Source organism: Fontimonas sp. FW305-C-3 (genome assembly GCF_058783185.1).
In genome coordinates, this window is the sequence record NZ_JBYSYK010000004.1 from 148627 (window position 1) to 175001 (window position 26375).

The 26375-nt window shown below is 65.5% G+C and carries 23 protein-coding genes; 12 read left to right on the top strand and 11 right to left on the bottom strand.

Features of this window, described 5'->3' with window-relative positions; all coding sequences use genetic code 11:
* Positions 1 to 38 precede the first annotated feature (38 nt).
* The gene (locus AC3WUF_RS16140) at positions 39 to 1532 is read left to right on the top strand and encodes a DHA2 family efflux MFS transporter permease subunit (RefSeq protein WP_492428415.1); all 1494 of its coding nucleotides are present in this window, start codon (positions 39 to 41) and stop codon (positions 1530 to 1532) included.
* 44 nt (positions 1533 to 1576) lie between these two features.
* On the opposite strand, the gene AC3WUF_RS16145 is transcribed toward AC3WUF_RS16140, so the two are convergent.
* The gene (locus AC3WUF_RS16145) at positions 1577 to 2368 is read right to left on the bottom strand and encodes an undecaprenyl-diphosphate phosphatase (RefSeq protein ID WP_492427446.1); all 792 of its coding nucleotides are present in this window, start codon (positions 2366 to 2368) and stop codon (positions 1577 to 1579) included.
* A 59-nt stretch (positions 2369 to 2427) separates the two neighbouring features.
* Between AC3WUF_RS16145 and AC3WUF_RS16150 the strand changes: the two genes are divergently transcribed.
* On the top strand, positions 2428 to 3171 hold the full coding sequence (locus tag AC3WUF_RS16150) for a pteridine reductase (RefSeq protein WP_492427448.1): 744 nt from the start codon (positions 2428 to 2430) through the stop codon (positions 3169 to 3171).
* Here AC3WUF_RS16150 and AC3WUF_RS16155 read toward each other — a convergent pair.
* Positions 3168 to 5735, bottom strand: a complete 2568-nt coding sequence (locus tag AC3WUF_RS16155) for a choice-of-anchor tandem repeat GloVer-containing protein (protein WP_492427450.1) — start codon at positions 5733 to 5735, stop codon at positions 3168 to 3170. The two genes, AC3WUF_RS16150 and AC3WUF_RS16155, sit on opposite strands and share 4 nt — an antisense overlap.
* Positions 5736 to 5931: 196 nt before the next feature.
* On the bottom strand, positions 5932 to 6801 hold the full coding sequence (locus AC3WUF_RS16160; protein ID WP_492427452.1) for an NRDE family protein: 870 nt from the start codon (positions 6799 to 6801) through the stop codon (positions 5932 to 5934).
* Between the two features lie 38 nt (positions 6802 to 6839).
* On the opposite strand from AC3WUF_RS16160, the gene AC3WUF_RS16165 reads away from it, so the two are divergent.
* Positions 6840 to 7667, top strand: a complete 828-nt coding sequence (locus tag AC3WUF_RS16165) for an EcsC family protein (RefSeq protein ID WP_492427454.1) — start codon at positions 6840 to 6842, stop codon at positions 7665 to 7667.
* Positions 7668 to 7682: 15 nt separating this feature from the next.
* On the opposite strand, the gene AC3WUF_RS16170 is transcribed toward AC3WUF_RS16165, so the two are convergent.
* The gene (locus AC3WUF_RS16170; protein ID WP_492427456.1) at positions 7683 to 8084 is read right to left on the bottom strand and encodes a MerR family transcriptional regulator; all 402 of its coding nucleotides are present in this window, start codon (positions 8082 to 8084) and stop codon (positions 7683 to 7685) included.
* Between the two features lie 61 nt (positions 8085 to 8145).
* Between AC3WUF_RS16170 and AC3WUF_RS16175 the strand changes: the two genes are divergently transcribed.
* The 3 genes from AC3WUF_RS16175 to ppk1 all read left to right on the top strand — a co-directional run bounded on the left by AC3WUF_RS16175 (position 8146) and on the right by ppk1 (position 12500).
* The gene (locus AC3WUF_RS16175) at positions 8146 to 8925 is read left to right on the top strand and encodes a MauE/DoxX family redox-associated membrane protein (RefSeq protein WP_492427458.1); all 780 of its coding nucleotides are present in this window, start codon (positions 8146 to 8148) and stop codon (positions 8923 to 8925) included.
* Between the two features lie 78 nt (positions 8926 to 9003).
* Positions 9004 to 10329, top strand: coding sequence for an NAD(P)/FAD-dependent oxidoreductase (locus AC3WUF_RS16180; protein ID WP_492427460.1), 1326 nt, complete (start codon positions 9004 to 9006; stop codon positions 10327 to 10329).
* An 83-nt stretch (positions 10330 to 10412) separates the two neighbouring features.
* Positions 10413 to 12500, top strand: coding sequence for a polyphosphate kinase 1 (gene ppk1 / locus AC3WUF_RS16185; protein WP_492427462.1), 2088 nt, complete (start codon positions 10413 to 10415; stop codon positions 12498 to 12500).
* Between the two features lie 12 nt (positions 12501 to 12512).
* Here ppk1 and AC3WUF_RS16190 read toward each other — a convergent pair whose 3' ends face one another.
* The gene (locus tag AC3WUF_RS16190) at positions 12513 to 14033 is read right to left on the bottom strand and encodes a Ppx/GppA phosphatase family protein (protein ID WP_492427465.1); all 1521 of its coding nucleotides are present in this window, start codon (positions 14031 to 14033) and stop codon (positions 12513 to 12515) included.
* Positions 14034 to 14353: 320 nt separating this feature from the next.
* Here AC3WUF_RS16190 and AC3WUF_RS16195 point away from each other — a divergent pair, with 320 nt between their 5' ends.
* The 5 genes from AC3WUF_RS16195 (at position 14354) to AC3WUF_RS16215 (ending at position 17361) form a co-directional block, all read left to right on the top strand.
* Positions 14354 to 14677: a c-type cytochrome gene (locus tag AC3WUF_RS16195; protein WP_492427467.1), complete on the top strand. Its 324-nt coding sequence runs from the start codon at positions 14354 to 14356 to the stop codon at positions 14675 to 14677.
* Positions 14678 to 14687: 10 nt separating this feature from the next.
* Positions 14688 to 15041 carry a c-type cytochrome gene (locus AC3WUF_RS16200; RefSeq protein ID WP_492427469.1) on the top strand — a complete coding sequence of 118 codons (354 nt, stop codon included), beginning with the start codon at positions 14688 to 14690 and terminating at the stop codon, positions 15039 to 15041.
* Between the two features lie 140 nt (positions 15042 to 15181).
* Positions 15182 to 15796, top strand: a complete 615-nt coding sequence (locus AC3WUF_RS16205) for an outer membrane beta-barrel protein (RefSeq protein ID WP_492427471.1) — start codon at positions 15182 to 15184, stop codon at positions 15794 to 15796.
* A gap of 44 nt (positions 15797 to 15840) precedes the next feature.
* Positions 15841 to 16599, top strand: a complete 759-nt coding sequence (locus tag AC3WUF_RS16210; protein WP_492427473.1) for a hypothetical protein — start codon at positions 15841 to 15843, stop codon at positions 16597 to 16599.
* 171 nt (positions 16600 to 16770) lie between these two features.
* On the top strand, positions 16771 to 17361 hold the full coding sequence (locus AC3WUF_RS16215) for an outer membrane beta-barrel protein (RefSeq protein WP_492427475.1): 591 nt from the start codon (positions 16771 to 16773) through the stop codon (positions 17359 to 17361).
* A gap of 64 nt (positions 17362 to 17425) precedes the next feature.
* Here the strand turns inward: AC3WUF_RS16215 and AC3WUF_RS16220 are convergent, their stop codons facing one another.
* Positions 17426 to 18178, bottom strand: coding sequence for a glycosyltransferase family protein (locus tag AC3WUF_RS16220; protein ID WP_492427477.1), 753 nt, complete (start codon positions 18176 to 18178; stop codon positions 17426 to 17428).
* Positions 18179 to 18248: 70 nt separating this feature from the next.
* On the opposite strand from AC3WUF_RS16220, the gene AC3WUF_RS16225 reads away from it, so the two are divergent.
* Positions 18249 to 19097: a glycosyltransferase family 2 protein gene (locus AC3WUF_RS16225; protein WP_492427479.1), complete on the top strand. Its 849-nt coding sequence runs from the start codon at positions 18249 to 18251 to the stop codon at positions 19095 to 19097.
* Here AC3WUF_RS16225 and AC3WUF_RS16230 read toward each other — a convergent pair.
* The 5 genes from AC3WUF_RS16230 to rpoD all read right to left on the bottom strand — a co-directional run bounded on the left by AC3WUF_RS16230 (position 19094) and on the right by rpoD (position 26356).
* Positions 19094 to 20242: a glycosyltransferase gene (locus AC3WUF_RS16230; protein WP_492427481.1), complete on the bottom strand. Its 1149-nt coding sequence runs from the start codon at positions 20240 to 20242 to the stop codon at positions 19094 to 19096. The two genes, AC3WUF_RS16225 and AC3WUF_RS16230, sit on opposite strands and share 4 nt — an antisense overlap.
* The gene (gene waaA, locus AC3WUF_RS16235; RefSeq protein WP_492427483.1) at positions 20239 to 21501 is read right to left on the bottom strand and encodes a lipid IV(A) 3-deoxy-D-manno-octulosonic acid transferase; all 1263 of its coding nucleotides are present in this window, start codon (positions 21499 to 21501) and stop codon (positions 20239 to 20241) included. Before waaA ends, AC3WUF_RS16230 begins: the two co-directional genes overlap by 4 nt.
* Complete coding sequence (locus AC3WUF_RS16240) at positions 21498 to 22229, bottom strand: 3-deoxy-D-manno-octulosonic acid kinase (protein ID WP_492427485.1); 732 nt, start codon at positions 22227 to 22229, stop codon at positions 21498 to 21500. The genes waaA and AC3WUF_RS16240 overlap by 4 nt, the downstream gene beginning before the upstream one ends.
* Positions 22226 to 24289, bottom strand: a complete 2064-nt coding sequence (locus tag AC3WUF_RS16245) for an LTA synthase family protein (RefSeq protein WP_492427487.1) — start codon at positions 24287 to 24289, stop codon at positions 22226 to 22228. Before AC3WUF_RS16245 ends, AC3WUF_RS16240 begins: the two co-directional genes overlap by 4 nt.
* Before the next feature lie 171 nt (positions 24290 to 24460).
* Positions 24461 to 26356: an RNA polymerase sigma factor RpoD gene (rpoD, locus tag AC3WUF_RS16250; RefSeq protein WP_492427489.1), complete on the bottom strand. Its 1896-nt coding sequence runs from the start codon at positions 26354 to 26356 to the stop codon at positions 24461 to 24463.
* Positions 26357 to 26375: the final 19 nt, after the last annotated feature.

Consider the following 26375-nt stretch of genomic DNA (forward strand, 5'->3'; position numbering starts at 1 on the left):
AGGCACGCGGCGTCCCGCTCGAAGGCGGCGCGAAGGCGATGGTCGCGATGGCCCTCGCGCTCGGCACCTTCATGCAGGTGCTCGACACGACGATCGCCAACGTCTCCATCCCGACCATCGCCGGCAATCTCGGCGTCGCGCCGGACCAGGGCACTTGGGTCATCACGTCGTTCGCGGTCGCCAACGGCATCTCGGTGCCGCTGACCGGTTGGCTGATGATGCGCTACGGCGTGGTCCGCACCTTCGTCGTGTCGGTGCTGCTGTTCACGCTCGCATCGCTGCTGTGCGGCCTGTCGTGGAGCCTGGAGTCGCTGATCGCATTCCGCGTCATGCAGGGCGCCGTGTCGGGGCCGATGATCCCCGGTTCGCAGGCGCTGCTGCTGGCGCTGTTCCCGCCCGAGAAGAAAGGCACGGCGCTGGCGATCTGGTCGATGACGACGCTGGTCGCGCCGATCTGCGGGCCGCTGCTCGGTGGCTGGATCTCCGACAACTACAGCTGGCCGTGGATCTTCCTGATCAATGTGCCGGTCGGCATCGCCTGCGCGGCGATCTGCTGGAGCGGCCTGAAGAACTCCGAGACGCCGACCCGCAAGCTGCCGGTCGACGGTATCGGTTTCGCGCTGCTGGTGGTGTGGATCGGTGCGCTGCAGATCGTGCTCGACACCGGCAAGGATGCCGACTGGTTCTCGTCGCCGCATATCGTTGCGCTGTCGATCGTCGCCGTCGTTGGCCTGATCGCCTTCCTGATCTGGGAGCTCAACGAAGAGCATCCGATCATCGATCTGTCGCTGTTCAAGAATCGCAATGTCGTGTTCGGCACGATTGCGCTGTGCGTCGGCTATGCCATCTTCTTCGGCAACACCGTGCTGCTGCCGCTGTGGATGCAGACCCAGCTGTCCTATACCGCCACCTGGGCCGGCATGGTCGCGGCGCCGAGCGGCGTCATCGCGGTGCTGATCTCACCGATGGTCGGCAAGCTGATCGGCAAGGTCGACGCGCGCGCCATCGCGACGTTCTCGTTCGTCGCTTTCGGTGTCTCGTACTTCATGCGCGCCGGCTACACCGCCGATGCCGACTTCTGGTCCTTCACCTATCCGTTGCTGGTGCAGGGCCTGGGCATGGGCACGTTCTTCGTCGCGATGATCACGATCAGCCTGCACGGCGTGTCGCCCGAGCGCATCCCGTCGGCTTCGGGTCTGACCAACTTCCTGCGCATCACGGCAGGCAGCTTCGCGGCCTCGATCACGACGACGTTCTGGGACCGTCACAAGGCGCTGCACCAGACGCATCTCGCCGAAGCTTCAAGCGTCTACGATCCGGTGATGCAGCAGACGCTGCAGCAGATGTCCGCGCAGGGTTTGACGCACGACCAGTCGGTTGCCGTGATGAGCCACACGCTGTCCGGTCAGGCGTATCTGCTGTCTTCGCTCGACTACTTCTGGATTTCGGCCTGGATGTGCCTGTCGCTGATCGGCATCGTCTGGATGACACGCCGGCCGAGCGGTGGGGCGGCTGTGGCGGCGGCAGACTGATCCCGCAGGAGCGGCAGCCGGGTGAAACCCGGTCTGCACCCGGGCTATGACTGTGCGGCAAACAGCAGCAGGCCGGCACCGAAGATGATGCGATACCAGGCAAAGATCGTGAACGTATGGGTCTGGATGTAATTCAGCAACCATTTGACGGCGATGAACGCGACGATCGCCGAGGTCACGAAGCCGACGGCGAACGCGGTCCAGTCCTCCTGCGCGAAGGCCGGCGTGCCGACCAGACGCAGGGTTTCGTAGCCGGTCGCGGCGAACATCGTCGGAATGCCGAGCACGAAGGCGAATTCGGTGGCCTTGGTCCGCAGCGTCATGCCGGCCAGCATCGCGGCGAAGATCGTCGCGGCCGAGCGCGAGGTGCCGGGAAAGACTGCCGCGAGGATCTGCGCGGCGCCGACGATGATCGCGACTTTCCAGGTCAGGACGTCGTTGAGCGGCATGCGCGCCGCGATGCGTTCGATCAGCAGGATCGCGACGCCGCCGACGATCAGTGCCAGCGCGACCGGCGTCAGCGTTTCCGGCAGCTCGAAGCCGAGCTTCTTCGCAACCAGCCCGCCGATGCAGGTGATCAGGAACGCGACCGACAGCTTGTAGAGATAGTCGCGTTGCGCGGCGTCACCCAGGTTCGACGCAAGGCCCCACAGGCGTTCGCGGTAGATCAGAACGACTGCCAGCATCGCACCGGCCTGGATGCCGATGTTGAACAGATCCGAGCGGTGGCCGAGCCATTGTTCGGCGATCAGCAGATGGCCGGTGCTGGAGATCGGCAGGAACTCGGTGATGCCCTCGATGATGCCGAGCCAGATGACGTTGATCAGGTCGCTCACAGCTGTGGGTAAACTCATGGTTATTGAAGACGACAAGATTACCCGGAGTGGAGATCGCTGTGTCTGACCATCAGCCGTCCGTAGTGCTTGTGACCGGCGCCGCCCGGCGGATCGGCGCGGCGATCGCGCGGGTGCTGCACGGCGCCGGCTGGAATGTGGTGTTGCACGCGCATCGCTCGCAGGACGAGCTGTCGGCGCTGGTGGCGGAACTCAACGCTGTACGGGCCGACTCGGCGTTTCCGCTGCTTGCGGACCTGCAGGATGCCGCCGCGATCGACTCGCTGGCCCGCGCAGCGCAGGCGCGCTGGCAGCGCCTCGACGCGCTCGTCAACAACGCGTCGAGCTATTACCCGACCGCGCTTGGCACGATCGGCGCCGCGCAGATCGATGAACTCGTCGGCTCGAACCTGCGCGCGCCGCTGTTGCTGACCCAGGCCTGTGCGGCGCTGTTCGCCGAACGCGCCGCCGTGGTCAATATCGTCGACACCCAGGTGCCGCATCCGCAGCCCGGTTACGCACCGTACTTCGCAGCGAAGGCGGGGCTGTGGTCGCTGACCGAGACGCTGGCGCTGGAGCTGGCGCCGCGCATACGCGTCAATGCCATTGCGCCCGGGCACATGCTGTGGGCGAGCAGCGGCGAGGAACACAGCGCTATGCATCAGCGCGAAATGGCGCGCATTCCGCTGGGCCGCCTCGGCGGTCCCGATGAAGTCGCGCGCGCGGTACGCTTTCTGTTGTCACCGGATGCGGCCTACATCACTGGCGCCATCCTGCCGGTCGATGGCGGACTGCGCCTCCGCTAGCGCCTGTTGACGCCGGCTTGCGCGAACCGCTGGACGCGGATCGACCGCAACAGCAGCGCTCCGATCAGGAGCGCCAGCCATAGGAGATCGATCGCACCGCCGTTGCCGCCGCCATTGGCCGTAGTCGGGCTTGGCGTTGGCGTTGGCGTCGCCGTTGGCACCGATGTCGGTACCACTGTCGGGCTGGCGGTCGGGAGGGGCGTCGGCGATGGCGTAGGGCTTGTCGTCGGCGTTGCGGTGGCGGTCGGCGTCGCTGTTGCCGTCGGAGTCGCGGAGGGCCTTGCGGTCGGCGTCGCCGTCGGTGTGGCGGTGGGCGTGGGGGTCGCGGCCGGCAATGTGAGGCGGACGATCGAACCGCCGTTGCTTGGCCCCAGCCGACCGGCAGTGACCAGGAGCGCGCTGTTGTCGAGCGCGACCAGTCCGGAAGGCAGCGCGCCTTCATTGCCGCCAAAGCTATAGAGGTTCGTGAACACGGCGTCGGCGCCAATCCTGAACAGCGTGCCATAGCCGTTGCTTCCGCCGCGCGGCGTGATGCCATACAGGCTGCCGTCCGGCGCGGCGATCAATCGTGCCTTCGGGGAGATGCCGACGTCATCGGCGAATGCATGCACGACGCTGAGCGTGCCAGCACTGTTGATGCGGAACACCACGCCGCGGTCGACAATGCCGCCGGATTGGGTCATGCCGTAGAACAGGCCATCCGCACCCTGCGTGAGGCGAGTGACCGGGGTGCTGCCGTCATTGCCCGAAAACGAGTGCAGCATCGTGAGCTTGCCGGCTGCGGTGATGCGGAACACCGTTCCGCGCGACGCGGCGCCGCCGGTCGATGTCGTTCCGTAAAAGTCACCGTCAGCACCCTGAGTCAGGCCAGCCATCGGTGTCGCTCCATCGGCACCGGTGAAACGATGCAGCACTGCGAGGCCACCGCCAGGCGATACGCGGAAAACCACGCCTCGAGACGTTCTGTCGCTGCCGAAAATCGGGCCGTCCTGTGTGGTGCCGTAAAGGCCGCCATCGCTGGCGGCCACCAGGCCTTCATTCGGCGTGATGCCTTCGGACTGGATGAAGACATAAAACGTCGACTGCGTGCCGGTCGGACTCCGCTTGAAGATGGTCCCGAGATCCGGTGCGCCGCCGGATGGAGTGGTGCCGTACAGGTTGTTGCCGGCATCCCGAACCAGCCCGGCGGGGAACTCGCCGTCTGCGCGCCCAAAGGCATGCAGCACGACGGGATTGCCGGGCGGATCTACGACGAATACGGTACCGGCATCGGTCTCTCCGCCGAATTCGGTCGTGCCGTAGAAACGTCCGTCCGTGCCGCGCAGCAGGTCTCCAGACGGCCGGTGTGCATCCGACGCGGTGAAGGAATGGAGCACGCTGAAGCTGCCGGATCGCGAAATGCGGAACGCGGTGCCGCGCCCATGGGCGCCGCCCGATGGGGTGGTGCCATAGAGGTTGCCGTCACTGCCTTCGACGAGGGCGTCTGCTGCGCTGTAACCGTCGTCGGCCGAGAAGGCGTGCAACACCGTCGGCACGCCCGCCACGATGCTGAAGATCGTTCCATACCCGTAAGTGCCGCCGGCAGTCGTCGTGCCATACAGCGTGCCATCGGACGTTCGCAGCAATGGTGCGGCGGGCCGGCTGCCGACGGCCCCGGTTGTCGAGAAAGAGTGCAGCACGGAGACAGTGCGGCCGGCATCCAGGCGAAATACCGTCCCCGCGTTCGAGTCGCCCCACGAACGGGTTGTTCCGTAGAACTCGCCGTTGTCGACGGCGACAAGACCCGACACCAGATCGGAAAATGCTGCAGGTGAGAACGACTGCAGGGTGCTGATGCCGCCGGACGGTGAGACGAGAAAGACCACCCCGGCGCTGGATGCGCCGCCGTAATAGGTTGTGCCATAGAGGTTGCCGTCACCACCCACTGCGAGGTCGGTGACCGGGTAATACCCGCCCTGGCTGCTGAACGAGCCCAGCATCGTGTGCGTTCCGTTGGGCGAGATGCGAAACACGGTGCCGCGATCCGCACTGCCACCGGCGCTGGTGGTGCCGTACAGGTTGCCATCCGCGGTGCGTACCAAGCCGGCGAATGGCGCGCTTCCATCAGATCCTGCAAATGAATGCAGCAGGCTATAGCTGCCGCTCAGGCTGATGCGGAATACGGTGCCCTTGCGCTCAACGCCGCCGTAGGGCGTCGTTCCATACAGCTGGCCGTCGTCGCCCAACTGCAAGCCACCCTGCGGAAGCTGGCCGTCCGCTCCCGAGAATGAATGAAGGACAGTGACGGCACCCGCCGGAGTGAGACGGAAAACCGTGCCCATCGCAAACTCGCCGCCGGTGCTGGTCACTCCGTAGAAGTTGCCATCGCCAGCCTGAACCAGCCGCCGGCTGGGGTTTCTCGGCGAGCCCTGCTGGAAAGACACCACCGCATCGCCCGTGACGCCGACGCTGGAAGTGCCTGCGCGCGGTATGGGGCCATCGGTCTTGGATTGCTGTGCCGATGCAGCGGTCTCGCTGCTGCGCGCCGAAGCGGCCGACGGTGGCCCGAGCAGCGCCAGCAGCATCGTTGCTATCACGCCCGTTTGCCGAATGCGCATCGTACCCCCTTGGCCCGCAACCCTAAGTGCGGGTGCTGTCCTTAGCTCTGGGCGACTGGTGTGCGACGACAACCGTGGTTCTTGACGCATCCAGTCTCGGCGCAATGTAGCGCCCGGCGCAGCCGCTTCGCAATGTGCGCCGTGCGCGCGATGCCGCGGTGACCTATCGAGCCAGGGCGAACGTCTCGGCGGCAGCACCCAACGCGACGCCGTTGGTGCCGTAGCGCCGTTCCTCGAATCGCAGCGCGCCAGCGTGATCGATCGTCAGTACCGTGCAGGCGCGCGTGCCGTACTCGGTGCTGCGGATGAACGGGGTCGACAGCAGGCGTTCGAGCTGCAGGCCGACACCGGTATCCGGCAGTTCGGCATCGCTGATCGTGCCTTCGTCGGCGAGTGCCGCGAACAGCGATTCGCTCGATGCTGTGCCCGCGGCGGCCCACTGCTCCAGGGTGCCGCGCAGGCGCAGCAGTTTCGGCCAGGGCGTGTCGAGGCTGGCGTTGCTGACGGCGTGGACACCGTTGTGCAGGCTGCGTGGCGGCATCACCGATTGATTGCCGATGTAGACCGTCTCGGCGCCGTCGCTCGGAGCATCGCCGAGCAGCAGATTGAATCCGGCATAGCGCGCCGCGTTGCCGCTGAGGCTGTCGGCGTACTCCGACGCGCTGCGGCTGCCGCGCAGGAAATCCGCGACCAGCGCTCCGCGCGACGGCGCCTTCGGGTCCGGCAATTCCATGCGCCGCACGTTGGTCACCGCGGCCCAGCGGCCGTCGCGATGGCAGGCCATCCAGGTGCCGCCCTGCAGCAGGTCGCGGCCACCGTAGATATCTGGCGCGTCGTTCCACCAGGCGGCGGCGGCGGTCGGGCGCGCATGAAACTCGTCGCGGTTGGCGGCAACGACGAGGCGATAGCGGGGATGCGCGTTCAACGCGAAGGCAATCAGGCACATGGCGGCAGCTTCGGCGGCCTTCGGCGGGGCGTCAACCGCTGTCAGGGTCGGCGCAGGTTCAGGCGCCTCGTCTAGGCTAAGGTTCATTTCACGAGAGCCGCTTTCGCGGACGCCGCAGACGGAACATGAGAACTTCGATCGCGATGAACGACAGCGCAAGGGAATACGAACAGGAACGCCGCGCCGAGATCGAGCGCTGGCTCGCCGCGCCGCCGGACTGGGGTACGCGCCTGATGGCGCAGCCGGGCAAGATGGCGGCCAATGCCGCGCGCCAGTTCGTGCCGGTGTCGGTGCTGCGCGGCAGTCTGCGCACGCTCGAGCGTGCCGCCGGCCGCCTGTCGGATGCACGCAGCGTGCTGCGCTGGGCGGGCGTGACGAACCTTGATGAGATCGCGGCCTGGCCGCTGAGCGAGTGCGACCAGCTCGCGCTCAAGGTGCAGCGCCGCGCGATGCTGCTCGGTGGCGGCAGCGGCGCGGTGTTCGGCATCGGCGGCGCGGTCGGCATGGTCGCCGACGTGCCGACCCTGCTGACGGTGGCCTTGCGCACGATCCACCGCACCGCTTATTGCTACGGCGAGGATTGGCAACAGGCGGCGGATCGCAGCATGGTGATCGGCGTGTTCGCGCTGGCTTCGGCGAACTCGCTGGACGAGAAGCGCGATGCCTGGGCCGCGTTGCGTGATGGCCAGGGTCTGCTCGACGCGGCCTGGCGCGACGGCGTCGAGCGCGTCGCCGAGCGGCAGATCGCCAAGGATGCCGCGCAGTTCAGTCTGCAGACCCTGGCGTCGCGGATCGGCTTGCGCCTCGGTGCGCGCAAATCTGCGGGTGTCGTGCCGGTCCTCGGCGCGGTGATCGGCAGCGCGATCAATGCCGACTATCTGCGCGATCTTTCGCGGGTGTCGCAGCGCGTGTTGCAGGACCGCTGGCTGCGCCGCCACGCCGAGCGCGGCTGAGTCAGATCTCGCTGATCAGATCTCAAAGGCGGCGAGGATCGGACAGGGCCGGCCCGCGTCGGACGCGCATTGCCGCGCCAGGCGCCGCAGGCCGTTGCGCGCGCGTTCCATTTCAGCGATCTGTTCGTCGAGCCGGGCGATTCGTGCCTGCGCCAGCTCGCGGGCGCGGCGGTGGTCGTGGCCGGCATCGAGCGCGAGCAGTTCACGGATTTCCTCGAGCGTGAAACCGGCTTTCTGCGCCATGCGGATGAAACGCAGGCGCCGCAGGTCGTCGTCGCCGTAGTGGCGGATGCCGCCGCTGCCGCGCGGCGTGGCGAGCAGCCCTTTGCGCTGATAGAAGCGCACGGTCTCGACGCCGACACCGCCGGCTTCGGCGAATCGGCTGATCGACAGCGACAGGGCTTGACTCCGTACCATGGTACGGACCGTATCCTGCTTCGCATCGCCACTGCAAGGCGCCCAGGCATCCGGAGATCCAATGAACACCTCGACCCGCAAGACCGCAACGCTCTATCGCATGGTGATGGGCGAGCACCTCTGCCCGTTCGGCCTGCAGGCGCGTCACCTGCTGCGCAGCGAAGGCTACGACGTCGACGATCGCTGGCTGACCTCACGCGAGGCGGTCGAGGCGTTCAAGGCTGAGCACGGCGTGAAGACCACGCCGCAGGTCTTCATCGGCAGCGAGAGGATTGGTGGCTACGACGACCTGCGCCGCCACCTCGGCAAGCCGGTGGTCGATCCGAATGCGACCAGCTACCGGCCGGTCGTCGCGCTGTTCGGCATGACGCTGCTGATGGCGCTGGCCGCCAGCACCGCGGCCTTCGGTACGCCGCTGACGGCGCAGGCCGGTGCCTGGTTCATCGCGTTCAGCATGGCGGCGCTGGCCTTGCTCAAGCTGCAGAACGTCGGCCGCTTCGCGACGATGTTCCTGAACTACGACCTGCTCGCCAGGCGCTGGGTGCCGTATGCGCGCATCTATCCGTTCGCCGAAGGCCTCGCCGGCATCCTGATGATCGCCGGCGTCGCCAACTGGCTGTCGGTGCCGGTCGCGCTGTTCATCGGCACGATCGGCGCGGTCTCGGTGTTCAAAGCGGTGTACATCGATCGCCGTGAACTCAAGTGCGCCTGCGTCGGCGGCGGCAGCAACGTGCCGCTCGGCTTCGTGTCGCTGACCGAGAACCTGATGATGATCGGCATGGCGATCTGGATGGCGCTCGCCGAGTGGGGCGGCATGGCGGGTATCGGGCACGCCATGTAGGCCTAACAGGCGCCTGTGATTGCCGGGCTGTCGCAATGGGGATAGTCTGTTGTTGCACTGCAACATTGATTGATCCCCATGGCCGAACCCGCTCAGCATCATGTCGTCATCGTCGGTGGAGGCTTCGCCGGCCTGCATGCGGCCCAGCGTCTGGGGCGTGCCGGTTGCCGCGTGACGCTGCTCGACAAGCGCAACTTCCAGCTGTTCCAGCCGCTGCTGTACCAGGTTGCCACTGGCGCGATTCCGCCCGGCGACATCGCGATCCCGCATCGCGTCGTGCTGCGCAGATACAAGAACGTGATGTGCCTGACCGCGGCGGTCTTCGAGCTCGATCCGGCGACGCGCACCTTGCGCCACGAACACGGCGAGTTGAACTACGACACGCTGATCGTCGCGACCGGCGTCAAGCATCACTACTTCGGCCGCGACAGCTGGCGTGCCTTCGCGCCGGGCCTGAAGACGGTCGAGCACGCACTGGAAATTCGCCGCCAGCTGTTCTCGGCTTTTGAACTCGCCGAGGCGAGCAGCGATCCGGCCGAGCGTGCGCGGCTGCTGCGCTTTGTCATCGTCGGCGGCGGTTCCACCGGCGTCGAACTCGCCGGGGCGATCGGCGAGCTGGCGCAGAAGACCATGGTCGCCGACTTCCGCAACATCGATTCGCGCGACGCACAGGTGCTGCTGGTCGAAGGCGCCGAAGACGTCCTACCGCTGTACGCGGCGCCGTTGCGCAAGGCGGCGCGCCGGCATCTCGAGCAGCTCGGCGTCAGTGTGCGCACCAAGACCATGGTCGAGGATCTCGGCCCGGACTTCGTGCGCATGCGCAGCGGCGAGCAGACCGAAACCGTCGAGGCAGCGACGATCCTGTGGGCGGCCGGCGTGCGCGCCTCCTACTTCGGCGAGATTCTCGCCGAGCGCATCGGTGTGCTGCTCGACCGCGGTGGACGCGTCAAGGTCGATGCCGATTGCTCGCTTGCAGGGCGCCCGGAAATCTTCGTCGTCGGCGACCTGGCGCGACTGACGGATGCCGCAGGCCGCGACGTGCCTGGCCTCGCCCCGGCGGCGATCCAGCAGGGCCGCTATGTCGCCGACGTCATCGTCCGCCGCCTGCGCGGCAAGCCGGCGCCCAAGCCCTTCCGTTATCGCGACATGGGTTCGATGTCGGTGATCGGTATGAATCGCGCGGTCGGCGATCTGCGCTTCATCAAGGTCACCGGCGTGATTGCCTGGCTGATCTGGGCTTTCGTGCACATCATGTCGCTGATCAGCGTCGAGCAGCGCATGCGCGTGTTTCTGCAGTGGACCTGGAAGTATTTCACTCGCAAGGAAGGCGACCGCTTGATCACCGGCGCGCCGCCGAAAACACGGGTTCTGCGTCAGGAATTGCAGAAAAGCCTCGCCGACTAGCGTCGCCGGCCGGCGGACCGGCTGTCACTTTTCCGCCATCTGGCTGTCATACACTGACCAGTCCAGACAGGGACAAGTAGCTGATGACCACCGAGGCGCCGACGCTGGAGTTCCAGCCCACAGAGCTGTTTCTGAACCGCGAGCTGTCGCTGCTCGAGTTCAACCGGCGCGTGCTCGAACAGGCCAAGGACGAGCGCGTGCCACTGCTCGAACGCCTGAAGTTCATGTGCATCTCCAGCTCCAACCTCGACGAGTTCTTCGAGGTTCGCGTTGCCGGCCTGCAGCAGATGGCCGAGCTGACGCCCAACCAGCGCGGCACCGAAGGCATGACGCCCGGCGAGACCCTGGCGGCGATCAGCGGGCGCGCGCATGAGTTGGTCGAAGCCCAGTATTCGGTCTTCAACGACGTGCTCATTCCGGCGCTTGAGAAAGAGCGCATCCGCTTCCTGCGCCGCTCCGAATGGACGCCGGAGCAGGACGCCTGGCTGAAGAACTATTTCCAGAACGACCTGCTGCCGGTGCTGTCGCCGATCGGACTCGATCCGGCGCACCCGTTTCCGCGCATTCTCAACAAGTCGCTGAATTTCATCGTCCAGCTGTCCGGCAAGGACGCCTTCGGCCGCAATACCGGCTTTGCCGTCGTGCAGGCGCCGCGCGCGCTGCCGCGCCTGATCCAGCTGCCGGCCGACGTGCCGGGCACCGGCCCCAGCGATTTCGTGTTCCTGTCCAGCGTCATCCATGCCTATGTCGACGACCTGTTCCCCGGCATGGAAGCGACCGGCAGCTATCAGTTCCGCCTGACCCGCAACTCCGACCTGCTGGTCGACGAGGAAGAGGTCAAGGACCTGATGGAAGCGCTCGAAGGCGAACTGTCGCAGCGCCAGTGGGGCGACATCGTCCGCCTCGAGGTCGCGCACAACTGCCCCGAGCATCTGTGGCAATACCTGATGGAAGTCGCGCAGTTGACGCCGGCCGACGTCTATCAGGTCAACGGCCCGGTCAACCTGCATCGCCTGATGACGATGCCGGACATGGTTGACCGCCCCGATCTGAAATACCCGCCGCACACGCCGCGCGTGCCCAAGGTGTTCAGCAGTGCGGACCTGTTCGCGGCGATCCGCGAACGCGACCTGATGCTGCATCATCCTTACGAATCGTTTGTGCCGGTCGTCGATTTCCTGCGTCACGCGGCGCGCGATCCGAAGGTGCTGGCGATCAAGCAGACGCTGTACCGCACCGGCGACAAGTCGGCGATCGTCGATGCGCTGCTCGAGGCGGCGCGCAACGGCAAGGAAGTCACCGTCGTCGTCGAGCTGCGCGCGCGCTTCGACGAAGAGGCGAACATCGATCTTGCCGAACAGCTGCAGGACGTCGGCGCCCATGTCGTCTACGGCGTCGTCGGCTACAAGACCCACGCCAAGATGTGTCTGGTCGTGCGCCGCGAGGAAGCGGCGCAGCCCGGCGGCTCCAGCCTGCGTCACTACGCGCATCTGGGCACCGGCAACTACCATCCGCGCACGGCGCGCATGTACACCGACTACGGCCTGTTCACCGCCGATCCGCAGATCTGCAAGGACGTCCACGCGGTGTTCCTGCAGCTGACCAGCCTCGGCAAGCTGACCAAGCTCGATCGCCTGCTGCAGTCGCCGTTCACGCTGGCGAAGATGCTGCACGTCAAGATCGACCGCGAGATCGAGCATGCCAAGGCCGGCAAGCCGGCGTCGATCGTCGCGAAGATGAATGCGCTGGTCGAGCCGGAAATCATCCAGGCGCTGTATCGGGCCTCGAAGGCTGGCGTGAAGATTCAGCTGATCGTGCGCGGCATGTGTTCGCTGCGGCCCGGCGTGCCGGGGCTGTCGGAGAACATCGAGGTGCGATCGATCATCGGTCGCTTCCTGGAGCACCAGCGCTGCTATTACTTTGCCAACGACGGCGACGGCGAGCTCTATCTGTCGAGCGCCGACTGGATGGAGCGCAATCTGTTCCGCCGTGTCGAGATCGCTTTCCCGATCCTCGACAAGAAGATCCGCACCCGCATCCTCGGCCATCTGCAGGCCTATCTCGCCGACTCTGCGCAGAGCTGGATGCTGCAACCCAACGGCGCGTACAGCCAGCCGCTGCGCGACGGCAGCGTCTCGACGCAGCAGAAGTATCTGGAAGAAGGCGGCTAAGCTGCCGCGCGCTCAGGCCAGCAGCCGGACCTTGAGCTGAGCTGCCGTCAGATACTCGGTTTCCTGTTCGAGATCGGCGACCGTCAGCGGGTGCTGGGCAAGCCAGGTCTTGCGCGTGAAGCTCAGGTCGTAACCACGGCGATTGGCGGCGACGCGCACCGGCGGGTTGAGGTCCGGCGTGCGTGAGCGGTGCAGCAGATAGGCCAGGCGCAGGATCAGCGCCAGGCGCTTGAGCGGCTCGACCCAGATCGTCGGCACTTCATCCAGGGTTTCCAGCGCGAAGCGGCCGCGATGCAGGCGCACCAGCGCGGCGAGCAGCCGCTGTTCGGTCTGCGAGAAGCCCTGCAGATCGCTGTTCCGCAGGATGTAGCCGCTGTGCTTGTGATAGCCGTTGTGCGTGATCGCCAGGCCCACTTCGTGCAGCCGCGCGGCCCAGTCGAGGTACTGGCGCGCAAGCCGCGTCTCCAGGCCCCAGGTCTTCGCGACCTGATCGAGAATCTTCAATGCGGTTCGCGACAGGCTGTCGGCATGTGCCTGGTCGACGGCGTAGCGGCTGGCCATCGCGCGCACCGAATCGTTGCGCACATCGCGGTCGCTGAGGCGGCCGAGCAGGTCGTAGACCACGCCTTCGCGCAGCGCACGCTCGGAAGTCTGCATCTCTTCGATGCCGAGCGCGTCGAACACGCCGGCCAGTACGGCGAGGCCGCCGACGAAGACCGGGCGGCGGTCTTCGCGCAGATCGGGGAAGTCGATTTCGTCGACATGCTTGCGGGTCAGCAGCAGCTCGACCGCGCGCTCGATGTCGAGCCGGCCGATGTGCTGGTCGCTCCAGCCCTGCGCGCGGATCACGCGCCAGATGCCGCGCACGGTGCCGGAGCTGCCGATCGCGACGTCCCAGCCGGCCTTGCGATAACGGCGCTCGAGAAATTCCAGCTCGACCCGCGCCGCGAGTCGCGCGCGGCGGAACGTGGCCGGCGTGATCTTGCCGTCCTCGAAAAAGCGCTGCGTATGGACCACGCAACCGAGCGATACGGACTCCATCAGGCGCGGACTGGCGCCGCGGCCGATGATCAGCTCGGTGCTGCCGCCGCCGATGTCGACGACCAGCCGGCGCGCGCTGGCGCTGTCCATGCCGTGGGTGACGCCTCCGTAGACCAGGCGGGCTTCCTCAAGGCCGGAGATGATTTCGATTTCGTGGCCCAGCGCGGACTCGGCGGCGACATGGAAGTCGCGGCTGTTGCGCAGGCGCCGCATGGTGTTGGTGCCGACCGCGCGGACCCGTTCCGGCGCAATGCCGCGCAGGCGCTGGCCGAAGCGGCGCAGGCAGTCGAGGGCGCGCAGCACGGCATCCGGCTGCAGGCGTTTGTCGGCATCCAGACCGCCGGCGAGGCGCACCGGCTCGCGCAGGCGGTCGACGACCTGGACGTCCGCGCCGTCGGCGCGCGCGACGATCATGTGGAAGCTGTTGGAGCCCAGATCGACCGCGGCGACCTCATACGGGCCGTTGGCGATACCGCCGGATGCGGCGCTCATCGGCCGGATCCTTTCGAGTGCTGGGGGAGGGGATTGAGGGCTTGAAGCGGCATGCCTTGATTTTGAAGGGTTCGCCCGGTGCTCGCACGCCGGCCGATGATCTTGGTGAGGTCCGGCGGCGGTTTCCGGCCCCGGTTTTTGCGCGTCGGCAGGGTAGCAGTTCGATCCTTGCAGCCACTAGCGTGCGCCCTGCCTACCCCTGGGATGCGTTGACCCGAGCGCCCAATTCCCGGAACATACCCGCCCTTGGAGCCCGACCGGTTAGGAATCGAACGGGCCCTGGTATCGATACTTACTGTAATTTCCCTGGAGTCCCAGACATGAAGCATGCGCGTTGGGGCGTGATTGCCCTTGCCGCCGCTATCTTTGCGCCCGTCGTTTCGGCGCAAGGCGACGCCGAAGCGGGTCGCGTCAAGGCCAATACCTGCATGGGGTGCCACGGCATTCCCAAGTACAACAATGCCTATCCGACCTACCGCGTGCCGAAACTCGGCGGGCAGTCGGCGGCCTATATGGAAGATGCCCTGAAAGCCTATCGTTCCGGCGCGCGTCCGCACGGCACGATGCATGCGCAGGCCGCGAACCTGTCCGACCAGGACATCGCGGATGTCGCGGCCTTCCTGTCCACGGTCGCTGCACACTAAGGGTCGAGACATGAAGCGCATCATTGCTGCAGTTCTGTTGTCCGGTTTTTCGCTGAGCGCGCTGGCCGAAGTGCCGGTGCCGGAAAAGGCCGCGGCCTGCGCCGCATGCCACGGTGAAGGCGGGGCCAAGCCCATCGCGCCGAACTATCCGATCATCGCCGGCCAGTACGCCAACTACCTCGAGCACGCGCTCAAGGAATACCGCTCCGGCGTTCGCAAGAACCCGGTGATGGCGGCCCAGGCCGCCAGCCTGACCGACGCGGAGATCAAGGCGCTGTCGCTGTACTTCGATCGCTATCCGAGCACGCTGCACACGCCGAACGTGCACGCTGCCGCCGGTGCCGCGCATCGCGACGGCGAGTAAGGCCCGCGAGGCTTGTTCAAAAAAGCACGGCTTGCCGTGCTTTTTTTGTGGGCGCGATTCACGGATTGCGCGGGTATACTCCCCCGGGCGATGTACGGCGCCGGGGGCGCCGGTGAACACAAAATAAACGGAGAACGCAGATGAAAGCTTTGGCTGCTTTGGGTGGATTGCTGCTGGCGGCACCGCTGGTCGCGATGGCGGGACCGATGAGCTATCTCGACGGCTACTACATTCCGGATACCACGCTCGAGATCGAAGGCGACAACGCCAGCGTCGAGTCGGACGATGGCGATGGTTTTGGCGTCAAGCTGGGCGGCATGCTCGGCGAGAATCTGTTCATCTCGGGCGAGTACCAGTCGTCCGACTATGAATTCCAGAACGCGAGCGCGACGGCGGAAACCACGCGCCTCGGCCTGGGTTATCACTTCGGCCTGCCGGTGTACCTGCTGGGCGAATACGTGCGCAACGAACTGTCGGGCGAGGCGCTTGGCGTCGGTGGTTCCGGCGATGAAGACGGCTATGCCGCGCATGTCGGCGTCAAGTTCGACATCATCGACATGCTGACGCTCGATGCCCGCGCCGGGTATCTCGACGTCGGCGACGCCGATGGCTTCGAGTATGTCGTCGGCCTCGGCCTCAACCTCGATCGCCACTTCGGCCTGTTCGCCGACTATCGCGTCAGCGAGCTGGAGAACGACGACAACATCAAGGGCACCATCGAAGACGTCCGCGCCGGTCTGCGCTTCCGCTTCTGATTGACGCCGCATTGCTTGAAAGGCCCCGCACTGCGGGGCCTTTTTTGCTGGCCGTCCATCTGGCGTTCAGCCGGCGCATCGCCCTTTCTGGCACGGCCCGTGAACGCGTGCGCATAATCGCCGCGCAAGATCCGATCAAATACGGATCGCTGGTCCCACTGGAGAGAAACACCATGCGCAAAATCGCCGCACTTGTGCCCATCCTGCTGCTGGCCGCTCCGCTGAGCGCGTTTGCCAACCATACCGACAGCAATGTCGACGTCTATTACATGAGCAGTGGTCTGGACATCTCGGAGTTCGGAGATGGCTCGGGCGATGGTTTCGGCATCAAGGGACAGCTGGCTTTCGCGCCGGGGCTGTTCCTCACCGGCGAGTATCAGTCGACGACGATCGATGAGTTCAATTTCGACGACGACAACCAAGGCAGCTTCGAAACCGACCTCGACTTCAGGCAGATGCGGATTGGCGTGGGCGGCAGCGCGCCGCTCGGTCCCGAGGTCTCGGGTCGGCTGCAGGTCGAATACTTCGATGCCGAGTTCGACGGCGAAGACCTGGACGACGGTTTCGGCATGCATGCGGGCCTCGAATTCGACGCCGACTGGTTCTCGGTGTACGGAGACGTCGGCTATCTACTGCTCGACGATGCCGACGGCCCCGAGTTTCTGATCGGCGCCCAGTTCGACGTCGTGCCTTCGCTGGGCATCTTCGTCGACTATCGGTTCACCACGCTGGAGATCGACGACGGCAGCGGCGACGAGTTCGCCTTCGACGATATCCGGGTCGGTGCGCGCCTGAGCTTCTAAGCGTAAGGAACTGCAGGAATATGAAGGCTTCGCGTCAAAGCGAAGCCTTTTTCATGTCCTCGGACGGATGCCGGCCGGCCGCTGGCGCTGGGCAGGCGACGGGGTCAAAATGGGGGCTGGTCCGGGGGGCAAGAAACCGGGCTGCGTTGCCACCATAAATGGAGAATTAGAATGCGAAAATTGGGTGCTCTGTGTGCTGCGGCGCTGATCGGTCTGCCGCTGTCCGCGATGGCTGAAGGCCTGTCGTACAACTATCTCGAAGGCGGTTACGTCTCGTCTGAACTGGACGATGCGGATGTCGATGCGGACGGTTACCGCGCCAAGCTGTCGGTGCTGATCAACGAAGGCATCTACGTGCACGGCGGCTATGCGGAAGCCGAGACCGACGAAAATGCGATCGGCGCAACGTTCACCACGAAGAGCATCACCGCCGGTCTCGGCGCGCGCTTCGAGGTGTTTGACGCCACCGACCTGAACATCGAGGCTGCCTGGATCAACGGCAAGCTCGAGCGCGACGGTGACCTTGTCGATTCCGATGTCGAAGACGATGGCTACACGGTGGGCGCCGGCGTGCGCCACCTGTTCTTCCCGCAGCTCGAAGCCGGCCTCAAGGTCGACTACACCGACGTGTTCGACGACGATGATTTCTCCTACACCGGCACGGTGCTGTTCCACGTGATTCCGCATCTGTCGATCGGCGGCGGCTACACGATCGCCGACAACGCCGACACCTGGACTGCAGGCCTGCGCTTCAACTTCTGAAGCTAACGGCAGTCGATTGCGAAAATGCCCCTTTGCAGGGGCATTTTTGTTGGCGCTGGATGCGCTAGGCCGGCGGGTCCATGTAGTCCTGCAGCCAGGGCGCGGGCCGGATGACGCGATACCACTTCGAGCCGATGCCGACGACGGCCTCCTCGGGTTTGGGCGTGCCGTGGAACACCAGTACGCGCGCCTGCGGCGGCAGGCGCGGCGTCAGCCACAGGCCGAACGGCAGCGGCCGCACGCAGTGGTACTTGTAGCTGACGCACCATTCCTTCGGCCAGTACTGCAGCAGGCCCTTGCGGCGCATGTAGTCCGACATGAACTCCTGCTCGTTGCGGTAGGCCTCGAACACCTTCGGTCCCAGCGCGCGCAGCTCGTCGTACAGGTCGTTGTGGGCGCCGGCGTTGTAGCGGAACACCGAGGTGTTGCCGGTGAAGCTGTGGCGGTAGCGGAAGCGCTTGTAGTCCTTGATGACGCGGAACTCGCCGGGCAGCTCGAACAGCACATCCAGCGTATCGACGAGGACGACGTCGAGATCCATGAAGACGGTGGGGCCCTTGGGGCCGCCGAGCGTCGGATCGAACAGGCCCAGCTTGCGCCAGCCGCGATTGAGGCGGTCGCCGACGACGGGTACATCCGGTAGCGGCAGGACCTTGATCGCGGGATCGATGCCTTCCGGGTGATCGGTGACGCACCAGAACTGCAGCTCTCCGCCAATCCAGCGCCGCACCATCCGGTACAGGCGATTGACGTCCTCGGCCGGAAATTTGGTCCCCCACTTCATGCAGATGACCTGCCGCGGCGCTTTTGCGCTCATGTGCTTTTCCACATCGGGTGATGACAGCCGATATATTACTCGTCCTGAGTCTGCAGCCCGTCGTCGCCCCATGAATACCCCGGTCGCCAGCGTCGTCATCTCGACCTATAACTCGCCCCGCGCGCTGCGGCTGGTGCTGATCGGCTATTGCCGCCAGGATCGCCAGGATTTCGAAGTGGTCGTCGCCGACGACGGATCGCGCGACGAAACCCGCCTGATGATCGAAGAAGTTGCTGCGCAGGCGCCGATCGCGATCCGTCACGTCTGGCAGACGGACGATGGTTTCCAGAAATGCCGGATTCTCAACAAGGCCATCATCGCCTCGGCATCCGACTACATCATCATGACCGACGGCGACTGCATCCCGCGCGCTGATTTCGTCTCCACGCACATCGCCAAGCGCGAGCGTGGCCGCTTCCTCTCTGGCGCGCTGTTCCGGCTGTCGATGCCGGTGACCGAGGCGATCACGCAGGCCGACATCGAGGCGCAGCGCGTCTTCGACGCCGCCTGGCTGCGCAGCAAGGGCCAGCCCTGGAAGCCGCGCCAGTTCTGGAAGATCACCCGCAGCCCGGGCTGGGCGCGCTTCTACGAGGCGATCGCCACGGCTTCAGCCGGCTGGAACGGTGCGAACGCTTCGTGCTGGAAAGACGATGCGATTCTCGTCAACGGCTTCGACGAACGGATGGGCTATGGCGCGCTTGATCGCGAGTTCGGTCATCGGCTGGTCAATGCCGGCATCACCGGTAAGAAGGTGCGCTATCAGGCGGTCTGCGTGCATCTAGAGCACAAGCGCAGCTACGAGTCGAAGGCCGGCTGGGAGCACAACAAGGCGATCATCAAGGAATCGCTGACGACCGGAAAGATCCGCTGCGTCGACGGCATCGACCGTCATCTCGCAGGCACCGCCAGCGCGGCCTAGATCGTCGCAGGCATCGGGCGCGCGAGCTGCAGGAACAGCGCCTCGTAGCGTGCGTTCATCAGCTCTCTGCTGTGTCGCTCCAGCGCCGCGGCGCGCGCAGCACGCCCCAGCTCGGCGGCCTGCCCGGGAGCCCGCAGCAGCGCTTCGAGTACGTCGGCCAGCTTCTGCGGATCGGCCTGCCCCGCGACACGGCCATTGACCCCATCCTCGATCAGCTCGCGCACGCCGGGAGCATCGCTGCCGACCACCGCGCAGCCGGCCGCCATGCCTTCGACGATCGCCAGCGGCATGCCTTCGTAACGCGTGCTGAGCACGGCGATCTGATGGCCCATCAGCAGTTCCGGCACGTTGCGGCAGACGCCGAGGAACTGAACCTGATCCCGCAGTTGCAACGCGTCGCAAAGTTTCTCGGCGGTGCGCCGGTGGCTGGCCTTGCCGCCGCCGGCAAGCAGCAGCGGCGGACGCAGGCCACGCTCGCGCAGCAGCGCGAGCGCGCGCAGCAGCGTCAGGTGATCTTTCTGGCGCGCGAAGCGCGACACCATGACGATGCCGGCAATGCGCTGCGGCAAGGGGTGATTGTCGGCCTCCGCGAAGGGTTCAAGGCGAATGCCGTTGGGGATCGCCATCGTGCGGTCGGCGGGGAAGCCAAGCTCGAGCAGACGCAGGCGCACGCCTTCGGAGACGCCGACGATGGCCGCGGTGCGCTGCGCGAGCCAGCGTGCCTGGGTCAGGCGCCAGGCGGTGTAGCGCTCGCGCGAGTTGTGCTCGACGTGCACGAGGCTCGGCACCTTGGCAAGCAGGCCGGCATAGCGGCCCCACAGATGCTCGCTGAAGCCGTGCGCGACCAGGACGTGCGGGCGGAACTCCTTGCAGACCTGCACGAGGCTCCAGATCGTTGCGGCGTGCGTCCATCCCGTGACGGTGCGGATCGGCACGCCGGCCTGTTCGAGTTCGATGATGCGTGCCGGATCGCCGCGCATCTTGCGGCGCAGGACCAGCAGCGGCTGGACCTGATCGCCGCTACGTTCGGCGTTGACCAGCGCGAGCGCGACCTGGGTTGCGCCGCCGGAGAAGCCGCCGGTCACGAAGTGCAGCACGCGGACGGGTTCGTTCGGGCTGGGCGGCGGCGTCGGTTCGGAAGTCATGAGCGCTGGACTGGAAGGGTGACAATGGCCTGCAGGAGATTCTGCAACGCGCCGCGATTGGCGGCGACTGCGCGCTGGGCTTCGAGACCCGCGTCGCGGCGCTGTCCGGCGTCGGCGAAGGCAGCGATCAAGGCGGCGGCTAGCGCATCGGCATCCGCGACCTCGGTGCCACCATGGCCGAGCAGCAGTTCACGCGCGACAGCGAAGTTCTGCATATACGGGCCGAACAACACCGGCAGGCCGATGGCCGCCGGTTCGAGAATGTTATGGCCACCGACATCGACGAGGCTGCCGCCGACGAAGGCGATGTCCGCAGCGCTCAGATAGGCAAACATCTCGCCCATGCTGTCGCCGAGCAACACCTGGGTCTGCGCGTCGCCGCCAGTTCCGCTGCGCCGCGCGCCGCGCAGGCTGCTGCCTTCGACCAGACGCCAGCAGGCGTCGAAGCGTTGCGGATGACGAGGCACCAGAATCAGCGCTGCGTCGGCCCGTGTCGCCAGCAGCTTGCGATGCGCAGCCAGTGCAGCGGCTTCTTCGCCGTCATGAGTGCTCGCTGCGATCCATACAGCGCGACCGGCGCCAAGTCGTGATTTCAGCTGCGCGCCTTCGGCAAGCTGCCCCTCGGGAACTTCGATATCGAGCTTGATGTTGCCCGTCGTCGTCACCGTACGCGCGCCCAGTGTGCGAAAGCGTTCGGCATCCGCCGAGGACTGCGCGGCGACGAGCGTGCAGGCTTCGAGCGTTTCACGGATCAGGCCGGAAAGGCGGCGGTACCCGCGCATCGAACGCTCGGAGAGCCGCGCGTTGGCAACGATCAGCGGAATGCCGCGCGCCGCGATCGCGCGGTACAGGTTCGGCCACAACTCGGTCTCGATCACGATGGCCTTGCTCGGCTTGAGCGCGTCAAGAAAGCGCGCAACGGCCGACGGCAGATCGAAGGGCAGATAGCTGTGCACGACACGCTCGCCCCAGGCGCGACGGATCTGCTGCGAGCCGGTCGCGGTGAAGCAGCTGACGGCGATCCGGCGGTCGCCATGTTCGGCGAGCAGGCGATTGATCAACGGCGCCGCGGCGAGTACTTCTCCCAGGGAAGCAGCGTGAATCCAGATCTCTACCGGTGCCGCATCCGGCGGCAGTTTTCCGAAGCGCTCCAGCCAGCCGTGGCCGGCGCGCTGCAGGCGGCGATCGCGGAGTCCCAGCATCAGACTCGCCGGCAGGCTCGCGAGCGCGATCAGCAGCGTGTAGATCAGGCGGCTCATGGGCCGGCGTTGTAACCCGCGAGCAGCGCCTGCCAGGCCGCTTCGTCGAAGTGGAAGGCGGTCGAGCCTTCGGCGGCTTTACGGGCGAACTTGTCGAGGGAACGCCGCAGGCGTGCGATGCCGGACGCCAGCTTCGCCGGCGCGGCGTTGCGCTGCGCGCCGTCGAAGTCGAGCAGGAAGAAGCATTGCTCGCCGGCGCGCCACAGGATGTTGCGCGCATTCAGGTCGCTGTGATGAACGCCGGCGCGGTGAAAGCGCGCGATGGTTCGTCCAAGCAGCGCCCACAGTTCGGTGGCCAGCGGGCCGTGCGCCAAGGTGTCGGCGAGCGGCTCGGCATTGGCGACCAGCGCGGTGATCAGATCGGCGCGATAGAACAGGCTCTCACGCTGCACGCGCGCGGCAACCGGTGCGGGCACCGGAAAGCCGCGCTCATGCAGTTCCTTGAGCAGATGCCATTCGCGCCAGGCGCGGGTGCGCGCGAGTCCGGTCCAGACGTAACGATCGTGAATCACGCGCGCGATCAGGCCGCCGCGGCGGTAGTGACGCAGAACCCACTGCGCGTCGCCGGTATTGATGAAGTGCACTTCGGCGCGGCCGCTGGCGGTATGTGACACCGCGCCGAGCTTCTGCCAATGAGCAAGCTCAAACAGAGACGTACCGGCAGCAGGCACCAGCGTCGCGTCGTAGACGATTTCGCTGCCGGCCTGCTCCAGATAGTGCGCGTTCATGGAATCGATACGGCGCGCCGGGCAGGCAGCCGGTAGCGCTGCTGCTCGTAGAGCCAGGCCGGCAACAGGGCCTGGGCCAGTGCGTCTTTCTCGGCCTCGGCATCGTGGTCGAGTGCCGGCGTCAGACTCTTGCTCGCCGGGTCATACAGGTACTGATGAACCTCGCCGACCTTGTCAGAGTCCTCATCGGGGGACAGCACGGTGACGCGCTGGTTCTGCACCCAGGCGAAATTCTGGTTGAACTGCATCAGTGCGCGCGGCGCGACGGGCGCCGGCGTGTTGCCGAACTCAGGCAGTGTGCGCGTGAGGTCGCGTCCGGCGAACGCGATGGTCGCGTCGACGCCAAGCAGCGAGAGCAATGTCGGCGCGAGATCGATCTGGCTGGTCGTCGATTGAATGCGCCGCGGCTGGATGTCGGCGCCGACAATCAGCGCGGGAATATGAAAGCCGTCGACCGGCACCAGCGCATCGCCGCGGATGCGCAGCTCGCTTTCATGATCGGCAACGATGAGAAACAGGGTGTTGTTCCAATAGTCGCTCTTGCGCGCCAGTTCGATGAACTGGCCGACGGCATAGTCGGCATACCGCGCGGTATTTTCCACGGTGGCCGGATTTTCGTCGCCGACGTCGATGCGGCCGCTGGGATAATCGTAAGGCGCGTGGTGCGAGATGGTCAGTGCCAGCAGGAAATGCGGCTGGCTGTCGTCCTGCAGTTGGCCGAGCCGCTCGTGCAGCTTCGTGAACAGGTCTTCGTCCGAGACTCCGAGATAGCCAGGGAAAACCGGCGACTTGTAGTCGTCGCGATCGATTACTGCATCGAAGCCGTTGCTCAGCAGGAAGCCGCCGCGATTGTCGAAATTCGCATCGCCGCCGTAGACGAACTCGTTGCGGAAGCCGACTTCCTTGAGCGCGGTCCCCAGCGTGAAGAAATCCTTCTGCGATTTCGACAGGCGTACGATCGGCAGCGCAGGCGTCGGCGGAAAGCCCGCGATCAAAGCCTCGATGCCGCGCGACGTGCGGGTGCCGGTGGCGTACATCTGCTCGAACCACAGGCTCTGGTCGGCCAGCCGATCGATGTTCGGCGTCAGCGCTGCTCCGCCCAGGCTGCCGACGAAACTGGCGCCCAGGCTCTCCTGCATGATGATGACCAGATTGAGCGGGCGTTCGCGGCGCACGCTCGCGGTCTGCACGCGCAGCGTCGGCTGCGTATCGGAGATGAAGCGGTCCGCGGCCACGCCCATCTGCGCGCGCGTGCGGCGGATGACTTCCTCGATCGGCATCTCCCCGTATTGCTGGCTCAGGCCCGCCTCGCGGCGGATCTGATACGCCGCGTACAGCATGCTGTAGGCCGAGTTGGCGACGAGGCTGTTGACGGTGGCATCCCCGCAGAAGGAGAAGTTGCCGAGGTGCACGGGACGCCCATGCGTGTTGGAGCGGATCATCATGAACACGCAGAACACCGCCAGCGGCCAGATCAGCAGGGTTCTGGCGCTGCTCCAGGGTTTCGCGGCGCGGCGGTAGCTGTTGAACTGGCGGAAGATCAGCCAGCCCAGCGTGGCGATGGCCAGCATCGCCGCCATGAGTTGATAGCGGAATCCCGCCCACAGCATCAGCAGGACTTCGCGCGGGTACTCGATGTAGTCGACAAACGTGCGGTTGGGGCGAACGTCGTACTGGATCAGGAACGACGGCGTCATCAACTCCATCAGCGCGATGAAGCTCAGTGCCAGCGCAAACCACCAGCAGCTCACACGCACCCATGCCGGCACCTGGCGCAGACCGATGAAGGCCGGCAACAGAAGCAACATCGGGGCGATGACCCAGCCCAGCATGATCAGGTCCGAGCGCAGCCCTTGCAGCATGATCGTGACCGCGCCGCCGGTCGGCGCCACACGTGGCCACTGCCAAATGACCAAGCCCGCGCGCGACAGCGCAAGACCCATGGCGCCCAGCAGCAACAGGCCCAGGATCGGTGCATAAGGGCCGGCCCACGTCAGCCGCGCGGCGAGCCCGTGCGGCGGTTTCGGGAAGTGGATCCGATCGGAGGAGGCGGCTTTCAAGATTCGACCTGCAACGGGTTTGGCGTCTGTTGTGATCGCTGGAGCAGCGGCTATCCGGTGAATGTTACCGTCTTTGCCCGGCAATCCTGTCGACGAAAACAGTGCGGGCCGGGTCTGGATCCCAGAACCGGCCCGCGGATGCTGTAAGGCTTTGGCTTGCGCCGACGCCTATTACTCTTCGAGGAAGCTGCGCAGGTAGTTGGCGCGGCTCGGATGACGCAGCTTGCGCAGCGCCTTGGCCTCGATCTGACGGATGCGCTCGCGGGTGACATCGAACTGCTTGCCGACTTCTTCCAGCGTGTGATCGGTCGTCATGTCGATACCGAAGCGCATGCGCAGCACTTTGGCTTCGCGCGGCGTCAGGCTGGCGAGAATCTGGTGCGTGGCTTCAGCGAGCGACGACGAGGTCGCCGATTCCAGCGGCGAGACCGCGGCGGTGTCCTCGATGAAGTCGCCGAGGTGCGAATCCTCGTCGTCGCCGATCGGCGTTTCCATCGAGATCGGTTCCTTGGCGATCTTGAGCACCTTGCGGATCTTGTCCTCGGGCATCTCCATTTTCTTCGCCAGTTCTTCCGGCGTCGCTTCGCGGCCCATCTCCTGCAGCATCTGGCGGCTGATACGATTGAGCTTGTTGATCGTCTCGATCATGTGCACCGGGATGCGGATGGTGCGGGCCTGATCGGCGATCGAACGCGTGATGGCCTGGCGAATCCACCAGGTCGCGTACGTGGAGAACTTGTAGCCGCGGCGATATTCGAACTTGTCGACCGCCTTCATCAGGCCGATGTTGCCTTCCTGAATCAGGTCGAGGAACTGCAGGCCGCGGTTGGTGTACTTCTTCGCGATCGAGATGACGAGACGGAGGTTGGCTTCCACCATCTCCTTCTTCGCGCGGCGGGCCTTGGCTTCGCCGACGTTGACGCGACGGTTGATGTCCTTGATCTCGTGCAGCGAGATGAGGTTGTCGCCTTCCATCTTCTTCAGCGTGTCCTGCAGCGCGAAGACTTCATCCTTGCGCGAATTCAGTTCCGACGAATACTTGCGCTTGGCGCGGATCGCCTTGGTGATCCACTCCTCGTTGGTCGCGCCGTTGGCTTCGCGGTAGATCTTGAGGAACTCCTCGCGACCCATGCCGGCATCGACCACGCAGATGCGCATGATCTGGCGCTCGGTGCGGCGCACCATGTCGATCTTCGCGCGCAGATTGCGGGTGATTTCATCGACGATCTTCGGCGACAGCTTGAAGGTCATGATGTGCTGCGCAACCGCTTCGCGCTTCGGCTGCGTCTTCGGGTGGGCGGCGCCGAGCTTGAGCAGCGCGTCCCAGGCCTTGTCGTAGAGCTTCTGCAGTTCGGCGAAGTTCTCGGCGGTGATGACCGGATCCGGGCCGGTGTCGACGGCTTCTTCTTCCTCGTCGCCGCTGGCCTCGTCGTCCTCGTCCTTCTCTTCGATCTTCGGCTGCGGCGGCGCCGGCGGCGGAATTTCATCCGGTGCGTTCGGATCGATGAAGCCGGTGACAATCTCGTTCAGACGCTTGTTGCCCTGCTTGTAGCTCTCGAAGGCCTCGAGCAGGATCGCCACCGTTTCCGGGTACTGCGCCATCGCGAACATGGCCTCGTTGAGGCCTTCCTCGATGCGCTTGGCGATGCGGATTTCGCCTTCGCGGTCGAGCAGTTCCACCGAACCCATTTCGCGCATGTACATGCGCACCGGGTCGGTCGTGCGGCCGAACTGGTCGTCGAGCGCGGCAATCGCGGCGGCGGCTTCTTCGGCAGCGTCTTCTTCTTCTTCGTTGGTCGCAACGACGGCAGGTTCGGAGAACAGCTGCTCGTCTTCCTGCGGGGCTTCCTCGTGAACCGGGATGCCCATCGCCTGGATCATGCTGATGATGTCTTCGATCTGCTCGGTATCGACGATCTCCGGCAGATGGTCGGCCACCTCGGCGTAGGTGAGGTAGCTCTTTTCCTTTCCGAGCGCGATCAGAACCTTGATCTGGGACTGCTTCTGAGCCTGCTTTTCAAGCGCAGTGCTGGCCTTGTCGGCCTTTTCGCTGTTGCTGTTTGCCATGTACTAACTCTGGGAACGT